Raw genomic sequence first — 21,093 nt, 5'->3', positions numbered from 1 at the left:
CGAGAGTAGGGAACTGCCAGGCATCAAATAAAAGCGAAGGGCCCGGTCGGAAGACCGGGCCTTTTGTTTTATCTGTTGTTTGTCGGTGAGCGCTCTCCTGAGGAGGACAAATCCGCCGGGAGCGGATTTGAACGTTGCGCAGCAACGGCCCGGAGGGTGACGGGCAGGACAGCCCGGCATAAACTGCCAGGCATCAAATAAGTGAAGAAGCCCATCCTGCCGGATGGGCTTTTTTGCGTCTGCGTTTTGGGAGCAGGCACTGCCATCAGACACAATGCGACCCCACTCTTCCATAACACAAGCCATCCTGCGGCATATGCGGTAAACTAAGCGCGATTTTGCATCAGGAAAGCGTCTATGAATCACTCCCTTAAAGCCTGGAACACCTTCGGTATTGATCAGTATGCTAATGAGCTTGTCTGCGCCGAAAATGAGCAACAACTACTGAATGCCTGGCAATCAGCAAACGCAGTACATCATCCAGTTTTGATTCTGGGCGAGGGGAGTAACGTCCTGTTTCTTGATGCCTTCCATGGAACGGTGATTGCCAACCGTATTAAAGGAATTCAGGTTACAGAGCGGCCTGATGCCTGGCATTTGCACGTAGGGGCAGGTGAAAACTGGCATCATCTGGTGCAGCATACGCTGCAGCTGGGTATGCCAGGGCTGGAAAACCTGGCGCTAATCCCTGGCTGTGTTGGCTCATCGCCTATCCAGAATATTGGTGCTTACGGCGTAGAGCTACAACGTGTCTGTGAATATGTGGACTGTATTGAGCTGATTACGGGTAAGCATTTACGCGTCACTGCCGCAGAGTGCCGTTTCGGTTATCGCGATAGCATCTTCAAACATGAGTATCAGGATCGCTTTGCAATTGTCGCGGTTGGACTACGTCTGCCAAAGCAATGGCAGCCGGTGCTGACCTACGGTGACTTAACGCGCCTGGATCCTTCGACGGTGACACCACAGCAGGTTTTTGACGCCGTCTGCCATATGCGTACAACAAAACTCCCCGACCCGAAAGTGCAGGGTAACGCGGGAAGCTTCTTTAAAAATCCCGTCGTCAGCGCAGACGTTGCGCAAGTACTGCTCTCGCAATTCCCGACCGTGCCCCATTACCCTCAGAAAGATGGCTCGGTGAAACTGGCTGCAGGCTGGCTTATCGATCAATGTCAGCTAAAGGGGGCGAGTATTGGTGGTGCTGCGGTACATCAACAGCAGGCGCTGGTACTCATTAATGCCGGCAATGCAGCAAGCCACGATGTGGTGCAACTTGCCCATCACGTACGCCAAAAAGTCGGTGAGAAATTTAATGTATGGCTTGAGCCTGAAGTCCGGTTTATTGGCCCGCAGGGTGAAGTAAATGCTGTGGAGATCATTGCATGAAGGATAATACCGTACCTCTGACGCTTATTTCATTGCTGGCCGATGGTGAATTTCATTCAGGCGAGCAGCTCGGTGAAAAACTGGGAATGAGCCGCGCGGCTATCAACAAACACGTCCAGACGCTACGCGACTGGGGGGTTGATGTATTTACGGTTCCCGGCAAAGGATACAGCTTACCGGAGCCCATCCAGCTTCTGGATTCGTCAGTTATTCATTCTCAGTTGGATGGCGGAAATATTACTGTCCTGCCAGTTATCGATTCGACCAACCAATATCTTTTGGATCGTATTGGTCAACTGAAATCCGGTGATGCCTGTGTTGCTGAATATCAGCAGGCCGGACGTGGTCGTCGCGGGCGAAAATGGTTCTCTCCGTTTGGTGCTAACCTTTACCTCTCAATGTTCTGGCGTTTGGAGCAGGGACCGGCCGCAGCGATTGGCCTGAGTCTGGTCATTGGTATTGTCATGGCAGAAGTGTTACGCGATCTGGGTGCTGATAAGGTGCGCGTGAAATGGCCCAATGATCTCTACTTGCTCGATCGTAAACTTGCAGGAATTTTGGTTGAGCTTACCGGTAAAACAGGTGATGCCGCGCAAATTGTCATTGGCGCAGGTATTAACATGGCCATGCGACGGGTAGAGGAAAATGTGGTCAACCAGGGGTGGATTAACCTGCAGGAAGCAGGTATCAACATTGATCGTAACACCCTTGCGGCCCGACTAATCCGCGAGCTGCGCGCAGCACTGGTACTGTTTGAACAAGAAGGTCTGGCCCCTTATCTGTCCCGCTGGAAGAAACTGGATAACTATATCAATCGTCCTGTTAAATTAATTATTGGCGATAAAGAAATATTCGGTGTGTCCCGGGGAATAGATGCGCAAGGCGCGCTATTACTTGAACAAGATGGCGTGATAAAACCGTGGATGGGTGGGGAAATATCACTCAGAAGCGCAGAATAATAAAAAGGGGAGCAACGCTCCCCTTTTTATTTATTTCCTTAACCTGACTTGTTCAACGGCATGGTTGGCGCTTTTGGTCATGATTAAGCTGGCTCGCTCACGCGTTGGTAGAATATTTTGTTTTAAATTCAGCCAGTTAATTTCCTTCCAAAGAGATGTGGCAGTATTGATCGCCTCATCTTCGGACAGTTTTGCGTAATTATGGAAATAAGAGTCGGGGTTGGTAAATGCCCCTTCACGGAATTTCAGGAAACGATTGATATACCACGTCTGGAGTAATTCTTCTGGCGCATCAACGTAAATAGAGAAGTCGACAAAGTCAGAAACAAATACATGATGCGGATCGTGAGGGTAATCCATCCCGCTTTGTAATACATTCAATCCTTCGAGAATTAATATATCGGGCTGGGCGACGGTTTTGTCTCCGTCAGGGATCACATCATAGATAAGATGCGAATAGACCGGCGCCGTGACGTTAGGGACGCCAGACTTGAGGTCGGAAACGAATTTGACCAGACGGTGCATATCATAGGACTGAGGAAAGCCTTTCTTCTTCATGAGTCCACGATCTTTCAACACCTGGTTAGGATGAAGAAAGCCATCGGTCGTAATTAACTCAACCTTGCGATGCTCAGGCCAGCGGCTCAACAATGCCTGCAGGACGCGCGCAGTGGTACTTTTCCCAACTGCGACGCTGCCAGCAATACTGATGATATAAGGAATACGCTCGCCGTTGGTGCCTAAAAATTGCTCCAGAACAGCCTGACGACGCAGGTTGGAACTGATGTAAAAATTTAGCAAACGCGATAAGGGCAAATAAATCTCGGCAACTTCTTCCAGCGATAAGTCTTCATTAATGCCTTTCAGACGAGCAATTTCTTCCTCGGTCAGGGTCATCGGCACGGAATCACGAAGCGCAGCCCACTGGTTGCGATCAAACTGTAGGTAAGGCGTCATTAACGCTTGCTCTTTTATACTCATACGCATGGTCTGGCTGCCATTGCTATATCAGGTCAGTTATAAAAACGAAATCATCCCCGGCACGCAATGGCACGTCACATTTCAGTTAATTTGGACAATGGGCAGGAGGGTAACACCAGATGGGAGGGAATAATAAGAAAAAATCATCCCCTGAAAAGCAATGTGACGGGCATTCCATATGTAAAAAGAGGCGCTTTGCGTAAGTCGGTATACATATGATGGTGCAAAATGTCCCCGGAGAGGGCGAGAGGCGTTGTAAATTTGTACAACCTTGTGCGGAAATAGATTATTTATCGGCCTTATAGAGTAAATTGTGAGCGATAGAACGTTTTATGCAATTTTTTAGTTGCATGAGGGCGCAGGTCTCCATAAAATGCGCGCTACTTGATGCCGACTTAGCTCAGTAGGTAGAGCAACTGACTTGTAATCAGTAGGTCACCAGTTCGATTCCGGTAGTCGGCACCATCAAGTCCGGTGGGGTTCCCGAGCGGCCAAAGGGAGCAGACTGTAAATCTGCCGTCACAGACTTCGAAGGTTCGAATCCTTCCCCCACCACCACTTTCTGGCAGCGTTATCGCCGCCTGGGTTGGTTGAAAAATTAGCCGACTCAAACAAAAAAGAGAGAAATCTCTTTTTTGTTACAGAAAGAACTGGGTAGCCGAGTTTCAGGATGCGGGCATCGTATAATGGCTATTACCTCAGCCTTCCAAGCTGATGATGCGGGTTCGATTCCCGCTGCCCGCTCCAGACGTGCTGATATGGCTCAGTTGGTAGAGCGCACCCTTGGTAAGGGTGAGGTCCCCAGTTCGACTCTGGGTATCAGCACCACTTCACTTCTCCTTCCCGTTTCTCTCTGTTTACTTTTAAAAGCATTCAACAGTTCAGGTATATTGCCTGGTTGATGTGGTGATATCACCGATTTATCCGTGTCTTAGAGGGACAATCGATGTCTAAAGAAAAATTTGAACGTACTAAACCGCACGTTAACGTCGGTACTATCGGCCACGTTGACCATGGTAAAACAACGCTGACTGCTGCAATCACTACCGTTCTGGCTAAAACCTACGGCGGTGCTGCTCGCGCATTCGATCAGATCGATAACGCACCGGAAGAAAAAGCTCGTGGTATCACCATCAACACTTCTCACGTTGAATATGACACTCCGACTCGCCACTACGCACACGTAGACTGCCCGGGCCACGCCGACTATGTTAAAAACATGATCACTGGTGCTGCGCAGATGGACGGCGCGATCCTGGTTGTTGCTGCGACTGACGGCCCGATGCCGCAGACTCGTGAGCACATCCTGCTGGGTCGTCAGGTTGGCGTTCCGTACATCATCGTGTTCCTGAACAAATGTGACATGGTTGATGACGAAGAGCTGCTGGAACTGGTAGAAATGGAAGTTCGTGAACTTCTGTCTCAGTACGATTTCCCGGGCGACGACACGCCGATCGTTCGTGGTTCTGCTCTGAAAGCGCTGGAAGGCGACGCAGAGTGGGAAGCGAAAATCATCGAACTGGCCGGCTTCCTGGATTCTTACATCCCGGAACCAGAGCGTGCGATTGACAAGCCGTTCCTGCTGCCTATCGAAGACGTATTCTCCATCTCCGGCCGTGGTACCGTTGTTACCGGTCGTGTAGAGCGCGGTATCGTTAAAGTTGGCGAAGAAGTTGAAATCGTTGGTATCAAAGAGACTGCTAAGTCTACCTGTACCGGCGTTGAAATGTTCCGCAAACTGCTGGACGAAGGCCGTGCTGGTGAGAACGTTGGTGTTCTGCTGCGTGGTATCAAGCGTGAAGAAATCGAACGTGGTCAGGTACTGGCTAAGCCGGGCTCTATCAAGCCGCATACCAAGTTCGAATCTGAAGTTTACATCCTGTCCAAAGACGAAGGCGGCCGTCATACTCCGTTCTTCAAAGGCTACCGTCCTCAGTTCTACTTCCGTACTACTGACGTGACGGGTACCATCGAACTGCCAGAAGGCGTAGAGATGGTAATGCCGGGCGACAACATCAAAATGGTTGTTACCCTGATCCACCCGATCGCGATGGACGACGGTCTGCGTTTCGCAATCCGTGAAGGCGGTCGTACCGTTGGCGCGGGCGTTGTTGCCAAAGTAATGAGCTAATTGCTGATATTATTTGACGCAATGCGCAATAAAAGGGCATCATTTGATGCCCTTTTTATACGCTGTCGAACCAGAACCTGGCTCATCAGTGATTTTTTTTGCCATAATCATTGCTGAGACAGGCTCTGAAGAGGGCGTTTAGTCCGAAACGCACCAGAGCATTTCGGTTTGGATCGCCTCGCTTACGCGGGGTGAAAATGTTTGTAGAATACTTCTGACAGGTTGGTTTATGAGTGCGAATACCGAAGCTCAAGGAAGCGGGCGTGGCCTGGAAGCGATGAAGTGGGTTATTGTCGCTGTATTGCTGCTTGTAGCTATCGTGGGCAACTACCTTTATCGTGACATGATGCTGCCAGTGCGTGCGTTGGCTGTAGTGATTCTGATTGCTGCAGCGGGTGGTGTTGCGCTGTTGACAACAAAAGGTAAAGCGACCGTTGCTTTTGCCCGTGAAGCGAGAACCGAAGTCCGTAAGGTCATTTGGCCGACTCGCCAGGAAACATTGCACACCACGTTGATTGTGGCTGCGGTTACCGCAGTTATGTCACTGATCCTGTGGGGACTGGATGGTATTCTGGTTCGCCTGGTATCCTTTATCACTGGCCTGAGGTTCTAAGATGTCTGAAGCCCCTAAAAAGCGCTGGTACGTCGTTCAGGCGTTTTCCGGTTTTGAAGGCCGCGTAGCCACATCGCTGCGCGAGTATATCAAGTTACAAAATATGGAAGAGCTGTTTGGCGAAGTCATGGTGCCGACCGAAGAAGTGGTCGAAATCCGTGGCGGCCAGCGTCGCAAAAGCGAACGTAAATTCTTCCCGGGCTACGTACTGGTCCAGATGGTCATGAATGATGCAAGCTGGCACCTGGTGCGCAGCGTACCGCGCGTGATGGGCTTCATCGGCGGTACTTCTGACCGTCCGGCGCCAATCAGCGATAAAGAAGTTGATGCGATCATGAACCGTCTGCAGCAGGTTGGTGATAAGCCGCGTCCGAAAACGATGTTTGAGCCAGGCGAAATGGTCCGTGTTAGTGACGGTCCGTTTGCTGACTTTAACGGTGTGGTTGAAGAAGTGGATTACGAGAAGTCTCGTCTGAAGGTTTCTGTATCTATCTTCGGTCGTGCGACGCCGGTTGAGCTGGATTTTGCTCAGGTTGAGAAAGCCTAATACGTCGATCAAAAAAGCGGCGATTTAATCGTTGCACAAGGCGCGAGATTGGAATACAATTTCGCGCCTTTTGTTTTTATGGATAGCATCCGTAAAACGAATTTTATCACGGGGAGCCTCCTTGAGGCGCTATAACCCAACTAGAGGAATTTAGAATGGCTAAGAAAGTCCAAGCCTATGTCAAGCTGCAGGTTGCAGCTGGTATGGCTAACCCGAGCCCGCCGGTAGGTCCAGCACTGGGTCAACAAGGCGTGAACATCATGGAATTCTGCAAAGCGTTCAACGCAAAAACTGAATCCCTGGAAAAAGGTCTGCCGATCCCGGTTGTTATCACCGTTTACGCTGACCGTTCATTCACTTTCGTTACCAAAACGCCTCCGGCAGCAGTTCTGCTGAAGAAAGCGGCTGGTATCAAGTCTGGTTCCGGTAAGCCGAACAAAGACAAAGTGGGTAAAATTTCCCGCGCTCAGTTGCAGGAAATCGCGCAGACCAAAGCTGCCGACATGACTGGTTCCGACATTGAAGCGATGACTCGCTCCATTGAAGGTACTGCACGTTCCATGGGCCTGGTAGTGGAGGATTAAGAAATGGCTAAACTGACCAAGCGTATGCGCGTGATCCGTGACAAAGTTGATGCAACTAAACAGTATGACATCAACGAAGCTATTGCTCTGCTGAAAGAGCTGGCCACTGCTAAATTCGTAGAAAGCGTGGACGTTGCCGTTAACCTCGGTATCGACGCTCGTAAATCTGACCAGAACGTACGTGGTGCAACTGTACTGCCGCACGGTACTGGCCGTTCCGTTCGCGTTGCCGTATTTACCCAGGGTGCAAACGCAGAAGCTGCTAAAGCTGCTGGCGCTGAACTGGTAGGTATGGAAGATCTGGCTGACCAGATCAAGAAAGGCGAAATGAACTTTGACGTTGTTATTGCTTCCCCGGATGCAATGCGCGTTGTTGGCCAGCTGGGCCAGGTTCTGGGTCCGCGTGGCCTGATGCCAAACCCGAAAGTTGGTACTGTAACTCCTAACGTTGCTGAAGCAGTTAAGAACGCTAAAGCGGGTCAGGTTCGTTATCGTAACGACAAAAACGGCATCATCCACACTACCATCGGTAAAGTGGATTTTGACGCTGACAAACTGAAAGAAAACCTGGAATCTCTGCTGGTTGCGCTGAAAAAAGCAAAACCGACTCAGGCAAAAGGCGTGTACATCAAGAAAGTTAGCCTCTCCACCACCATGGGTGCTGGCGTTGCCGTTGATCAGTCCGGTCTGACTGCGACTGTGGCGAACTAATATTCGCCTTTACGTGGGCGGTGATTTTGTCTACAATCTTACCCCCACGTTTCTGTTGAAATAAACAGAACTCTATGCGAGTCATTTGAATTGTAGCAAGGCAGCAATTGAGTGAATCGCCGGGAGTGTAGTTAACTACATGACCGGTGTGAACGAGAGCAGCTAACGCGGCTACGGTTCAAAGGGCGAAGTCATAGACAAGATTTGTTCGTTGGAGCCTGGCCTATCCAGGCCTCCGTCGAAGACCGCAGGTGTTTCGAAAGAAGCTTAATGCCCTGCGTAGACGGTGACAGAACGCTAAGATTATTTCTGATACTCTGGCTTGTTTCTGCTCACCGTATTAAGACGCTCTGTCCGTTGGGAAGAGTGAAGTGAGTTCCGGAACATGAGTTCCGGCAAACATCCAGGAGCAAAGCTAATGGCTTTAAATCTTCAAGACAAACAAGCGATTGTTGCTGAAGTCAGCGAAGTAGCCAAAGGCGCGCTGTCTGCAGTAGTTGCGGATTCCCGTGGCGTTACTGTAGACAAAATGACTGAACTGCGTAAAGCAGGTCGCGAAGCCGGCGTATACATGCGTGTTGTTCGTAACACCCTGCTGCGCCGTGTTGTTGAAGGTACTCAGTTTGAGTGCCTGAAAGACGCGTTCGTTGGTCCGACCCTGATTGCATATTCTATGGAACACCCGGGCGCAGCTGCTCGTCTGTTCAAAGATTTCGCGAAAGCGAATGCAAAATTTGAGGTCAAAGCCGCAGCCTTTGAAGGTGAATTGATCCCGGCATCGCAAATCGATCGCCTGGCAACTCTGCCGACCTACGAAGAAGCAATTGCACGCCTGATGGCAACCATGAAAGAAGCTTCGGCTGGCAAACTGGTTCGCACTCTGGCTGCTGTTCGCGATGCGAAAGAAGCTGCTTAATCGCAGTTATCTTTATCAAGCATCTGCTTACGTATAAACTTATTCTGATTTTCAGGAACAATTTAAATGTCTATCACTAAAGATCAAATCATTGAAGCAGTATCCGCTATGTCCGTAATGGACGTTGTAGAACTGATTTCTGCAATGGAAGAAAAATTCGGTGTTTCTGCTGCTGCTGCTGTAGCTGTAGCTGCGGGCCCGGCTGAAGCTGCTGAAGAAAAAACTGAATTCGACGTGATTCTGAAAGGTATCGGCGCGAACAAAGTTGCAGTAATCAAAGCAGTACGTGGCGCAACTGGCCTGGGTCTGAAAGAAGCTAAAGACCTGGTAGAATCTGCTCCGGCCGCTCTGAAAGAAGGCGTGAGCAAAGATGACGCTGAAGCACTGAAAAAATCTCTGGAAGAAGCTGGCGCTGAAGTTGAAGTTAAATAAGCCAACTTTTCTGGTTGCAGCCTGAGAAATTAGGCTGATGGCTGGTGACTTTTTAGTCACCAGCCTTTTTGCGCTGTAAGGCGCCAGTAGCATTTCACACTGTTTGACTACTGTTGTGCCTTTCAATGTTTGTTTCTATCGACGCCTTAATATATTGCGACAGAGCATCTGTTCTGTGTAAATCGCAACGAAATGGTTTAAGCGTGATAGCAACAGGCATTGCGGAAAGTATTCGATTTTCCGGTCAACAAAATAGTGTTGCACAAACTGTCCCTTCGTCGGACAGATGGGTCGACTTGTCAGCGAGCTGAGGAACCCTAATGGTTTACTCCTATACCGAGAAAAAACGTATTCGTAAGGATTTTGGTAAACGTCCGCAAGTGTTGGACATACCTTATCTCCTTTCTATCCAGCTTGACTCGTTTCAGAAGTTCATCGAGCAAGATCCTGAAGGGCAGTATGGTCTGGAAGCAGCTTTCCGTTCCGTTTTCCCTATTAAGAGCTATAGCGGTAATTCTGAGCTGCAGTACGTCAGCTACCGTCTTGGCGAACCGGTGTTTGACGTTCAGGAATGTCAGATCCGTGGCGTGACTTATTCCGCACCGCTGCGCGTAAAACTGCGTCTGGTGATCTACGAGCGCGAAGCGCCGGAAGGCACCGTAAAAGACATTAAAGAACAAGAAGTCTACATGGGTGAAATTCCACTCATGACTGACAACGGTACCTTTGTTATCAACGGTACTGAGCGTGTTATTGTTTCCCAGTTGCACCGTAGTCCTGGCGTCTTCTTTGACTCCGACAAAGGTAAAACCCACTCTTCGGGTAAAGTACTGTATAACGCGCGTATCATTCCTTACCGTGGTTCCTGGCTGGATTTCGAATTCGATCCGAAAGACAACCTGTTCGTACGTATTGACCGTCGCCGCAAACTGCCTGCGACCATTATTCTGCGTGCGCTGCAGTACACCACTGAGCAGATCCTTGACCTGTTCTTTGAGAAAGTTGTCTTCGAAATTCGTGACAACAAGCTGCAGATGGAACTGGTGCCGGAACGCCTGCGTGGTGAAACCGCCTCTTTTGATATCGAAGCTAACGGCAAGATCTACGTCGAAAAAGGTCGTCGCATCACTGCGCGTCATATTCGTCAGTTGGAAAAAGACGATATCAAGCTTATCGAAGTTCCGGTTGAGTACATCGCAGGTAAAGTTGCGGCTAAAGACTACGTTGACGAATCCACCGGTGAGCTGATTTGCGCAGCTAACATGGAACTGAGCCTGGATCTGCTGGCTAAGCTGAGCCAGTCTGGTCACAAGCGTATCGAAACGCTGTTCACCAACGATCTGGATCACGGTGCGTATATTTCTGAAACGATTCGCGTCGACCCAACCAACGATCGTCTGAGCGCGCTGGTAGAAATCTACCGCATGATGCGCCCGGGTGAGCCGCCGACTCGCGAAGCGGCTGAAAGCCTGTTTGAGAACCTGTTCTTCTCCGAAGACCGCTATGATCTGTCTGCGGTTGGTCGTATGAAGTTCAACCGTTCTCTGCTGCGTGACGAGATCGAAGGTTCCGGTATCCTGAGCAAAGACGACATCATCGAAGTGATGAAGAAGCTCATCGATATCCGTAACGGTAAAGGCGAAGTCGATGATATCGACCACCTCGGCAACCGTCGTATCCGTTCCGTAGGCGAAATGGCGGAGAACCAGTTCCGCGTTGGCCTGGTACGTGTTGAGCGTGCGGTGAAAGAGCGTCTGTCTCTGGGCGATCTGGATACCCTGATGCCTCAGGATATGATCAACGCCAAGCCGATTTCTGCCGCAGTGAAAGAGTTCTTCGGTTCCAGCCAGCTGTCTCAGTTTATGGACCAGAACAACCCGCTGTCTGAGATTACGCACAAGCGTCGTATCTCTGCCCTCGGCCCAGGCGGTTTGACCCGTGAACGTGCAGGCTTCGAAGTTCGAGACGTACACCCGACTCACTACGGTCGCGTATGTCCAATCGAAACGCCTGAAGGTCCGAACATCGGTCTGATCAACTCCCTGTCCGTGTACGCACAGACTAACGAATACGGCTTCCTTGAGACTCCGTACCGTAAAGTGACCGACGGTGTTGTAACTGACGAAATTCATTACCTGTCTGCTATCGAAGAAGGCAACTACGTTATCGCTCAGGCGAACTCCAACCTGGATGACGAAGGCCACTTTGTAGAAGATCTGGTTACCTGCCGTAGCAAAGGCGAATCCAGCTTGTTCAGCCGCGACCAGGTTGACTACATGGACGTATCCACCCAGCAGGTGGTATCCGTCGGTGCGTCCCTGATCCCGTTCCTGGAACACGATGACGCCAACCGTGCATTGATGGGTGCGAACATGCAACGTCAGGCGGTTCCGACTTTGCGTGCTGATAAGCCGCTGGTTGGTACCGGTATGGAACGTGCTGTTGCCGTTGACTCCGGTGTTACTGCGGTTGCTAAGCGTGGCGGTACCGTCCAGTACGTTGATGCTTCCCGTATCGTTATCAAAGTTAACGAAGACGAGATGTATCCGGGCGAAGCGGGTATCGACATCTATAACCTGACCAAATACACCCGCTCTAACCAGAACACCTGTATCAACCAGATGCCGTGTGTGTCTCTGGGCGAGCCGGTTGAACGTGGTGATGTGCTGGCAGACGGTCCGTCCACCGACCTCGGTGAACTGGCTCTGGGTCAGAACATGCGCGTGGCATTCATGCCATGGAACGGTTACAACTTCGAAGACTCCATCCTCGTATCCGAGCGTGTTGTCCAGGAAGACCGTTTCACCACCATCCATATTCAGGAACTGGCATGTGTGTCCCGTGACACCAAGCTGGGGCCGGAAGAGATCACCGCTGACATCCCGAACGTGGGTGAAGCTGCGCTCTCCAAACTGGATGAATCCGGTATCGTTTATATCGGTGCGGAAGTGACCGGTGGCGATATTCTGGTAGGTAAGGTAACGCCGAAAGGTGAAACCCAGCTGACCCCAGAAGAGAAGCTGCTGCGTGCGATCTTCGGTGAGAAAGCGTCTGACGTTAAAGACTCTTCTCTGCGCGTACCAAACGGTGTTTCCGGTACGATTATCGACGTTCAGGTCTTTACCCGCGATGGCGTGGAAAAAGACAAACGTGCGCTGGAAATCGAAGAGATGCAGCTGAAGCAGGCTAAGAAAGACCTGTCTGAAGAACTGCAGATCCTCGAAGCTGGTCTGTTCAGCCGTATCTACGCGGTACTGGTTGCCGGTGGCGTTGAAGCTGAGAAGCTCGACAAACTGCCGCGCGATCGCTGGCTGGAACTGGGCCTGACCGACGAAGAGAAACAAAATCAGCTGGAACAGCTGGCTGAGCAGTACGACGAACTGAAACACGAATTCGAGAAAAAACTCGAAGCGAAACGCCGTAAAATCACTCAGGGCGACGATCTGGCACCAGGCGTGCTGAAGATTGTTAAGGTTTATCTGGCGGTTAAACGTCGGATCCAGCCTGGTGATAAGATGGCAGGTCGTCACGGTAACAAGGGTGTTATCTCTAAGATCAACCCGATCGAAGATATGCCACACGATGCTAACGGTACGCCGGTAGATATCGTACTGAACCCGCTGGGCGTACCATCGCGTATGAACATCGGTCAGATCCTTGAAACTCACCTGGGTATGGCTGCGAAAGGTATTGGCGAGAAAATCAACGCCATGCTGAAGCAGCAAGAAGAAGTCGCCAAACTGCGCGAGTTCATCCAGCGTGCCTACGATCTGGGTACCGACGTTCGTCAGAAAGTTGACCTGAATACCTTCAGTGATGAAGAAGTTCTGCGTCTGGCTGAAAACCTGAAAAAAGGTATGCCGATCGCAACGCCGGTCTTCGACGGTGCGAAAGAGTCTGAAATCAAGGAACTGTTACAGCTGGGTGGCCTGCCAACTTCTGGTCAGATCACACTGTTCGACGGTCGTACCGGTGAGCAATTCGAGCGCCAGGTAACCGTTGGCTACATGTACATGCTGAAACTGAACCACCTGGTTGATGACAAGATGCACGCGCGTTCTACCGGTTCTTACAGCCTGGTTACTCAGCAGCCGCTGGGTGGTAAGGCTCAGTTCGGTGGTCAGCGCTTCGGGGAGATGGAAGTGTGGGCGCTGGAAGCATATGGCGCGGCATACACCCTGCAGGAAATGCTCACCGTTAAGTCTGATGACGTAAATGGTCGTACCAAGATGTATAAAAACATCGTGGACGGCAACCATCAGATGGAACCAGGCATGCCAGAATCCTTCAACGTACTGTTGAAAGAGATTCGTTCGCTGGGTATCAACATCGAGCTGGAAGACGAGTAACTCTCGCTCAAACAGGTCACTGGTGCCGGGGTAAGACCCGGCGCCAGATTGTGCTAACTCCGACGGGAGCAAATCCGTGAAAGATTTATTAAAGTTTCTGAAAGCGCAGACTAAAACCGAAGAGTTTGATGCGATCAAAATTGCTCTGGCCTCGCCAGACATGATCCGTTCATGGTCTTTCGGTGAAGTTAAGAAGCCGGAAACCATTAACTACCGTACGTTCAAACCTGAGCGTGACGGCCTTTTCTGCGCCCGTATCTTTGGGCCAGTGAAAGATTACGAGTGCCTGTGCGGTAAGTACAAGCGCCTGAAACACCGTGGTGTGATCTGTGAGAAGTGCGGCGTTGAAGTGACCCAGACTAAAGTACGCCGTGAGCGTATGGGCCACATCGAGCTGGCGTCTCCGACTGCTCACATCTGGTTCCTGAAATCGCTGCCGTCCCGTATCGGTCTGCTGCTCGATATGCCGCTGCGTGATATCGAACGCGTACTGTACTTCGAATCATATGTTGTTATCGAAGGCGGTATGACCAACCTGGAACGTCAACAGATCCTGACTGAAGAGCAGTATCTGGACGCGCTGGAAGAGTTCGGTGACGAATTCGACGCGAAGATGGGTGCGGAAGCTATCCAGGCCCTGCTGAAAAGCATGGATCTGGAGCAAGAGTGTGAAACTCTGCGCGAAGAGCTGAACGAAACCAACTCCGAAACCAAGCGTAAGAAGCTGACCAAGCGTATCAAACTGCTGGAAGCGTTCGTACAGTCTGGCAACAAGCCAGAGTGGATGATCCTGACCGTTCTGCCGGTTCTGCCGCCAGATCTGCGTCCGCTGGTTCCGCTGGATGGCGGTCGTTTCGCAACGTCGGATCTGAACGATCTGTATCGTCGCGTTATCAACCGTAACAACCGTCTGAAACGTCTGCTGGATCTGGCTGCGCCGGACATCATCGTACGCAACGAAAAACGTATGCTGCAGGAAGCGGTTGACGCCCTGCTGGATAACGGTCGTCGCGGTCGTGCGATCACCGGTTCTAACAAACGTCCTCTGAAATCTTTGGCCGATATGATCAAAGGTAAGCAGGGTCGTTTCCGTCAGAACCTGCTCGGTAAGCGTGTTGACTACTCTGGTCGTTCTGTAATCACCGTAGGTCCATACCTGCGTCTGCATCAGTGCGGTCTACCGAAGAAAATGGCACTGGAGCTGTTCAAACCGTTCATCTATGGCAAGCTGGAACTGCGTGGCCTCGCCACCACCATCAAAGCCGCTAAGAAAATGGTTGAGCGTGAAGAAGCTGTCGTTTGGGATATCCTGGACGAAGTTATCCGCGAACACCCGGTACTGCTGAACCGTGCACCAACCCTGCACCGTCTGGGCATCCAGGCGTTTGAGCCAGTACTGATCGAAGGTAAAGCTATTCAGCTGCACCCGCTGGTTTGTGCGGCATATAACGCCGACTTCGATGGTGACCAGATGGCAGTTCACGTACCGCTGACGCTGGAAGCCCAGCTTGAAGCGCGTGCGCTGATGATGTCTACCAACAACATCCTGTCTCCGGCGAACGGCGAACCTATCATCGTTCCGTCTCAGGACGTTGTATTGGGTCTGTACTACATGACCCGCGACTGTGTTAACGCCAAAGGCGAAGGCATGGTGCTGACTGGCCCGAAAGAAGCTGAGCGTATTTATCGCGCAGGTCTGGCTTCTCTGCATGCGCGCGTTAAAGTGCGTATCACCGAATACGAAAAAGATGAAAACGGCGAATTCGTTGCGCACACCAGCCTGAAAGACACGACCGTTGGTCGCGCCATTCTGTGGATGATCGTGCCGAAAGGTCTGCCTTTCTCCATCGTCAACCAGGCGCTGGGCAAGAAAGCGATCTCCAAAATGCTGAACACCTGTTACCGCATTTTGGGTCTGAAGCCGACCGTTATCTTCGCTGACCAGACAATGTACACCGGCTTTGCCTATGCAGCGCGCTCAGGCGCCTCTGTTGGTATCGACGACATGGTTATCCCAGAGAAGAAATACGAAATCATCAGCGAAGCGGAAGCGGAAGTTGCTGAGATTCAGGAGCAGTTCCAGTCTGGTCTGGTAACCGCAGGCGAACGCTATAACAAAGTTATCGATATCTGGGCTGCGGCGAACGATCGTGTATCCAAAGCGATGATGGATAACCTGCAAACCGAAACCGTGATTAACCGTGACGGCGTAGAAGAGCAGCAGGTTTCTTTCAACAGCATCTACATGATGGCCGACTCCGGTGCGCGTGGTTCTGCAGCACAGATTCGTCAGCTGGCAGGTATGCGTGGTCTGATGGCGAAGCCAGATGGCTCCATCATCGAAACGCCAATCACCGCGAACTTCCGTGAAGGTCTGAACGTACTCCAGTACTTCATCTCCACGCACGGTGCGCGTAAAGGTCTGGCGGATACCGCACTGAAAACAGCAAACTCCGGTTATCTGACTCGTCGTCTGGTTGACGTTGCGCAGGATCTGGTTGTTACTGAAGATGACTGTGGCACGCTGGAAGGCATCACCATGACCCCGGTTATCGAGGGTGGTGACGTTAAAGAGCCACTGCGCGATCGCGTTCTGGGTCGTGTGACTGCTGAAGACGTTCTGAAGCCGGGCACCGCGGATATTCTGGTTCCACGCAACACGCTGCTGCACGAGCATTGGTGTGACCTGCTGGAAGAGAACTCCGTTGACTCCGTCAAAGTACGTTCTGTTGTATCTTGTGACACCGACTTTGGTGTATGTGCGCACTGCTACGGTCGTGACCTGGCGCGTGGCCACATCATCAACAAAGGTGAAGCAATCGGCGTTATCGCGGCACAGTCCATCGGTGAACCGGGTACACAGCTGACGATGCGTACGTTCCACATCGGTGGTGCGGCATCTCGTGCGGCTGCTGAATCCAGCATCCAGGTGAAAAACAAAGGTAGCATCCGTCTGAGCAATGCGAAGTCGGTTGTGAACTCTGCCGGTAAGCTGGTAGTGACCTCGCGTAACACCGAGCTGAAACTGATCGACGAATTCGGTCGTACCAAAGAAAGCTATAAAGTGCCATACGGCGCGGTAATGGGTAAAGGTGATGGTGAGCAGGTTGCTGGCGGCGAAACCGTAGCAAACTGGGATCCGCACACCATGCCAGTTATCACTGAAGTAAGTGGTTTCATCCGCTTTACTGATATGATCGACGGCCAGACCATTACTCGCCAGACCGACGAACTGACCGGTCTGTCTTCTCTGGTTGTTCTGGATTCTGCAGAGCGTACTGCAGGTGGTAAAGACCTGCGTCCGGCACTGAAAATTGTTGATGCTAACGGTAACGACGTTCTGATCCCAGGCACTGATATGTCTGCTCAGTACTTCCTGCCGGGTAAAGCGATTGTTCAGCTGGAAGATGGCGTTCAGATCAGTGCGGGTGACACCCTGGCGCGTATTCCTCAGGAATCCGGCGGTACCAAGGACATCACCGGTGGTCTGCCGCGCGTTGCGGATCTGTTCGAAGCACGTCGTCCGAAAGAGCCAGCTATCCTTGCGGAAATCAGCGGTATCATTTCCTTCGGTAAAGAAACCAAAGGGAAGCGTCGTCTGGTTATCACCCCGTTAGATGGCAGCGAACCGTACGAAGAGATGATTCCAAAATGGCGTCAGCTCAACGTGTTCGAAGGTGAACGTGTAGAACGTGGTGACGTGGTTTCTGATGGTCCGGAAGCGCCGCACGACATCCTGCGTCTTCGTGGCGTACACGCGGTAACGCGTTACATCACCAACGAAGTACAGGACGTATACCGTCTGCAAGGCGTTAAGATTAACGATAAACACATCGAAGTTATCGTTCGTCAGATGCTGCGTAAAGCGACCATCGACAGTGCTGGTAGCTCCGACTTCCTGGAAGGCGAGCAGGTTGAATACTCCCGCGTCAAGATTGCTAACCGCGATCTGGAAGCGAACGGCAAAGTGGCGGCAACGTATTCCCGCGACCTGCTGGGTATCACCAAAGCGTCTCTGGCAACCGAATCGTTCATCTCTGCCGCATCGTTCCAGGAGACCACGCGTGTCCTGACCGAAGCAGCCGTTGCGGGTAAACGCGACGAACTGCGTGGCCTGAAAGAGAACGTTATCGTGGGTCGTCTGATCCCTGCCGGTACCGGTTATGCGTACCACCAGGATCGTATGCGCCGTCGTGCCGCGGGCGAACAGCCGGCTGCACCTCAGGTTACTGCTGAAGATGCATCTGCCAGCCTGGCAGAACTGCTGAACGCAGGTCTGGGCGGCTCTAACAACGATTAATCGTTGCTGACCGTAATGAAAAACCCGCCTCGGCGGGTTTTTTTTGCCTGACGTAAAATCTTATGAATACTGTCAATAAAGACATGTCATTAAAAACAGTATTGACACTGTTTTTTAAATCCGTATGTTAATACTTAACAGCAGAGAAATGGTAGGTCGCTGTTAAAGCAGTAAGTGTTAGTAGAGTTCGATAGGGGGTTTGCGATAAAGGCCACGAAGTATTTTTTGTATGGGATAGTCGACGTTGAAGTTATTATTTTTCACATCGACAATGCTTTAAGGCTACGTAGTTGATATATGTAATCGCAAAAAGTTAAGCAAGCGCGACGATGTAAGGCCATGATTTAATAGTTAATGTTTGCGGTACTCATTATTGAACTATCGCAAGGGAAGTAAGGCCACGCATCAAAAAGTATATGTCGCGAGGGGAAGTGTACTTGTTTAGGTCGCCATTCTTGAGTTTGTATATCAAGCTGGCGGAATATGTTTAACGGTAAATAGAGGAAGGTTTAGTTAGTATCATTCTCCAATATTATCTGTGGTAAACGTGTACATTTAAAAAGTAGTACCATCAGCAGTATTAAATTGTAAGTTAATTAATGTTAAATCTGAAGTTTGTAGTAACTTAAAGCCCTGGCTGCAACGGTCAGGGCTTTTATTATATGTATATCAAGGCAATACCGTAGACTCTCAAGCGCAACAGCTCAACATTTCACCTGATGAAGCGGATTAAAAAAATTAATGCTTGCTTAATGATTAGAAGTAAGTCTACTATAGCGACATCGGTTTGGAACACAGACCTTATGAAAGCAGTTTTAGTAAAGCAGTTCTCAGTTCAAGCGTTATCCTCAGATACCCCTTCTTCATGAGCCTCCTCCTAAGTGCCCCATAAGTTAATTTCTGCAAAACAGGCCATCTTCGCTGCATAAGCGGCTCAAAATATGAAAGGAAGTATCTATGTCTAACAAAATGACTGGTTTAGTAAAATGGTTTAACTCTGAGAAAGGCTTCGGCTTTATCACTCCTCAGGACGGTAGCAAGGATGTGTTCGTGCATTTTTCAGCTATCCAGAGCAACGATTATAAAACCTTAGACGAAGGTCAAAAAGTAGAGTTCTCTGTTGAGAACGGTGCTAAAGGCCCGTCTGCTGTTAACGTTATCGCGCTGTAATCGCCGATAATCTCACCAACGCTTACGATAGCGATGAAGGCCAGAGCCTGAGCAGATAAGTGTCAGTGAAGAAAAAACCCGCGAAAGCGGGTTTTTTTGTTTTTACATCCGGGTTACTACATCTGTGACACACGCCCGAGAAAATTATCCCAGTCTTTCCATACGGGCTGTAATCCCTGCTCCATTAATGCTTCAGCAACGGTTTCTGGGCGACGAGCGTCGTGCGGAGAAAATTGTTCCAGCTCAGGATGATTGTCGGCATAACCACCGGGCTGCGTTTTCGAGAAGGCGCTAACGTTGTTAATCGCCAGCGGGATCATATGATCGCGAAACCACGGTGATTCTCGGGTGGAGAGCGACAACTCTATTTCCGGTGCCAGTAAGCGAAACGCACAAATGGTTTGCACCAGTTGACGTTCGTCCATGAGCGATGCCGGCTCAATACCCCCGGTACACGGGCGCAGGCGAGGGAACGAGATAGAGTAGCGGCTTTGCCAGTAGTGTTGCTGCATCCACAGCAAATGTTCGGCCACCATATAGCAATCGACCCGCCAGCTGTCGGATAAGCCAATTAGCGCCCCAAGGCCAATTTTGTCGATACCGGCGCGACCTAATCTGTCCGGCGTTTCCAGCCGCCAGAAGAAGTCCTGCTTTTTCCCCTTCAGATGATGCCGGGCGTAAGTTGCCTCGTGGTAGCTCTCCTGATAAACCATCACGCCATCCAGGCCAAGCACTTTTAGCTCAGCATATTCAGCCGCTGACAGAGGTTGCACCTCCATCTGTAAAGATGAAAATTGCTGACGAATGTCGGGTAAATGGCGACGGAAGTAATCCATCCCGACTTTCGCCTGATGCTCACCGGTGACCAGCAGCAGATGCTCAAAACCCAGCTCACGGATAGCCGCACACTCTCGTTTTATCTCATCTCCGTCCAGCGTTTTGCGTTTGATACGGTTGCTCATGGAGAAGCCGCAGTAAGTGCAGTCGTTAGCACACAGATTCGAGAGATACAGCGGCACGTAAAAACTGACGGTATTGCCAAAGCGCTGGCGGGTCAGCTTTTGCGCCCGCTGTGCCAGCGGCTCCAGATAATCAGCAGCGGCAGGCGAGAGTAGGGCCATTAAATCCTCGCGACTAAGCTGTGAAGCGTTGAGGGCGCGCTCCACGTCAGCGGCAGTTTTACCGTTGATGCGCAGGCGGATGTCGTCCCACTCCAGCTGTCGCCAGTGGTCGCTGAACGTTTTCATGCGAAGGCCTCCAGGAATCCGGTTAACGGGCTGGTGGCGCTCGCCTGTGAACTTTTGCTGCCCGGTACAGCCTGACGCGCCAGTATGCCCGCCTCAACCGCCAGCCGGAACGCCGTCGCCATCATCACTGGGTCATCCGCTACGGCAATCGCGGTGTTGACCAGTACCGCGTCGGCACCCATTTCCAGCGCCTGTGTGGCGTGGCTGGGTACGCCGATACCCGCATCGACCACCACCGGCACGCTCGCCTGCTGGATAATAATCTCCAGCATCGCTTTGGTTTCCAGCCCCTGGTTAGAACCGATAGGCGCGCCGAGCGGCATCACCGCCGCGCAACCAGCTTCTTCCAGCCGTTTGCACAGTACCGGATCCGCACCGCAGTAAGGCAGTACCACGAAGCCCTGCTTCACCAGCGTCTCGGCGGCTTTTAGTGTTTCGATCGGATCCGGCAGCAGCCAGCGGGCATCCGGGTGGATTTCTAATTTCAGCCAGTTGGTGCCCAGTGCTTCGCGCGCCACCTGCGCGGCAAAGACAGCTTCTTCAGCGGTTTTGGCCCCGGATGTGTTAGGCAGCAGCGTCACGCCCGCTTCGACCAGCGGGGCCAGAATGGCATCGTTATGCTGGCGCAAATCTACGCGCTTCATCGCCAGCGTCACCAGCTGGCTGCCGGAGGCGCGAATGGCGTCGACCATCAGCTGTGATGAGGCAAATTTTCCGGTACCGGTGAACAGATGTGAATCGAACGTTTTGTCGGCAATACGTAACAT

Annotated in this window: 15 protein-coding genes and 4 tRNA genes; 16 read left to right on the top strand and 3 right to left on the bottom strand. The window is 51.2% G+C overall.

From position 1 onward, the window contains the following. Positions 1–357 precede the first annotated feature (357 nt). A complete protein-coding gene (gene murB / locus JQ822_RS23490; protein WP_213135429.1) occupies positions 358–1,386 on the top strand; it encodes a UDP-N-acetylmuramate dehydrogenase in 1,029 nt (342 codons plus the stop codon). Beyond that, positions 1,383–2,345 carry a bifunctional biotin--[acetyl-CoA-carboxylase] ligase/biotin operon repressor BirA gene (birA, locus tag JQ822_RS23485; RefSeq protein ID WP_213135428.1) on the top strand — a complete coding sequence of 321 codons (963 nt, stop codon included), beginning with the start codon at positions 1,383–1,385 and terminating at the stop codon, positions 2,343–2,345. The genes murB and birA overlap by 4 nt, the downstream gene beginning before the upstream one ends. Positions 2,346–2,375: 30 nt before the next feature. On the opposite strand, the gene coaA is transcribed toward birA, so the two are convergent. Then, positions 2,376–3,326 (bottom strand): type I pantothenate kinase, encoded by a 951-nt coding sequence (gene coaA / locus JQ822_RS23480; RefSeq protein WP_135324952.1) that lies wholly within the window; start codon positions 3,324–3,326, stop codon positions 2,376–2,378. Positions 3,327–3,715: 389 nt separating this feature from the next. On the opposite strand from coaA, the gene JQ822_RS23475 reads away from it, so the two are divergent. From JQ822_RS23475 to cspE, 14 genes are all read left to right on the top strand, one after another. Next, positions 3,716–3,791: transfer RNA gene (locus JQ822_RS23475), tRNA-Thr, on the top strand. A gap of 8 nt (positions 3,792–3,799) precedes the next feature. Beyond that, positions 3,800–3,884: transfer RNA gene (locus tag JQ822_RS23470), tRNA-Tyr, on the top strand. 114 nt (positions 3,885–3,998) lie between these two features. Continuing rightward, positions 3,999–4,073, top strand: a tRNA-Gly gene (locus JQ822_RS23465). A 5-nt stretch (positions 4,074–4,078) separates the two neighbouring features. Then, positions 4,079–4,154, top strand: a tRNA-Thr gene (locus tag JQ822_RS23460). A gap of 118 nt (positions 4,155–4,272) precedes the next feature. After that, positions 4,273–5,457: an elongation factor Tu gene (gene tuf / locus JQ822_RS23455; RefSeq protein ID WP_135323597.1), complete on the top strand. Its 1,185-nt coding sequence runs from the start codon at positions 4,273–4,275 to the stop codon at positions 5,455–5,457. Positions 5,458–5,686: 229 nt separating this feature from the next. Continuing rightward, positions 5,687–6,070: a preprotein translocase subunit SecE gene (secE, locus tag JQ822_RS23450; RefSeq protein WP_213135427.1), complete on the top strand. Its 384-nt coding sequence runs from the start codon at positions 5,687–5,689 to the stop codon at positions 6,068–6,070. Between the two features lies 1 nt (position 6,071). Beyond that, positions 6,072–6,617 (top strand): transcription termination/antitermination protein NusG, encoded by a 546-nt coding sequence (gene nusG, locus JQ822_RS23445; RefSeq protein ID WP_003033125.1) that lies wholly within the window; start codon positions 6,072–6,074, stop codon positions 6,615–6,617. 155 nt (positions 6,618–6,772) lie between these two features. Continuing rightward, the gene (gene rplK / locus JQ822_RS23440) at positions 6,773–7,201 is read left to right on the top strand and encodes a 50S ribosomal protein L11 (protein WP_004097640.1); all 429 of its coding nucleotides are present in this window, start codon (positions 6,773–6,775) and stop codon (positions 7,199–7,201) included. Between the two features lie 3 nt (positions 7,202–7,204). Further along, positions 7,205–7,912, top strand: a complete 708-nt coding sequence (gene rplA / locus JQ822_RS23435; protein WP_213135426.1) for a 50S ribosomal protein L1 — start codon at positions 7,205–7,207, stop codon at positions 7,910–7,912. 418 nt (positions 7,913–8,330) lie between these two features. Then, positions 8,331–8,828 carry a 50S ribosomal protein L10 gene (gene rplJ, locus JQ822_RS23430; RefSeq protein ID WP_007704673.1) on the top strand — a complete coding sequence of 166 codons (498 nt, stop codon included), beginning with the start codon at positions 8,331–8,333 and terminating at the stop codon, positions 8,826–8,828. Positions 8,829–8,894: 66 nt separating this feature from the next. Then, on the top strand, positions 8,895–9,260 hold the full coding sequence (gene rplL, locus JQ822_RS23425) for a 50S ribosomal protein L7/L12 (protein WP_049842133.1): 366 nt from the start codon (positions 8,895–8,897) through the stop codon (positions 9,258–9,260). 320 nt (positions 9,261–9,580) lie between these two features. After that, positions 9,581–13,609: a DNA-directed RNA polymerase subunit beta gene (gene rpoB, locus JQ822_RS23420; RefSeq protein ID WP_135323594.1), complete on the top strand. Its 4,029-nt coding sequence runs from the start codon at positions 9,581–9,583 to the stop codon at positions 13,607–13,609. 76 nt (positions 13,610–13,685) lie between these two features. Further along, positions 13,686–17,909, top strand: coding sequence for a DNA-directed RNA polymerase subunit beta' (gene rpoC / locus JQ822_RS23415; RefSeq protein WP_213135425.1), 4,224 nt, complete (start codon positions 13,686–13,688; stop codon positions 17,907–17,909). Between the two features lie 957 nt (positions 17,910–18,866). After that, a complete protein-coding gene (gene cspE, locus JQ822_RS23410; protein ID WP_096758779.1) occupies positions 18,867–19,079 on the top strand; it encodes a transcription antiterminator/RNA stability regulator CspE in 213 nt (70 codons plus the stop codon). 116 nt (positions 19,080–19,195) lie between these two features. On the opposite strand, the gene thiH is transcribed toward cspE, so the two are convergent. After that, a complete protein-coding gene (gene thiH / locus JQ822_RS23405; protein WP_213135424.1) occupies positions 19,196–20,326 on the bottom strand; it encodes a 2-iminoacetate synthase ThiH in 1,131 nt (376 codons plus the stop codon). Continuing rightward, a complete protein-coding gene (thiG, locus tag JQ822_RS23400; RefSeq protein WP_213135423.1) occupies positions 20,323–21,093 on the bottom strand; it encodes a thiazole synthase in 771 nt (256 codons plus the stop codon). Before thiG ends, thiH begins: the two co-directional genes overlap by 4 nt.

The organism is Citrobacter sp. FP75 (genome assembly GCF_018342065.1).
Classification (GTDB): Bacteria; Pseudomonadota; Gammaproteobacteria; order Enterobacterales; family Enterobacteriaceae; genus Citrobacter.
Note: the sequence above shows the minus strand (reverse complement) of the source record. Positions and strands in the feature narration are given on the sequence as shown.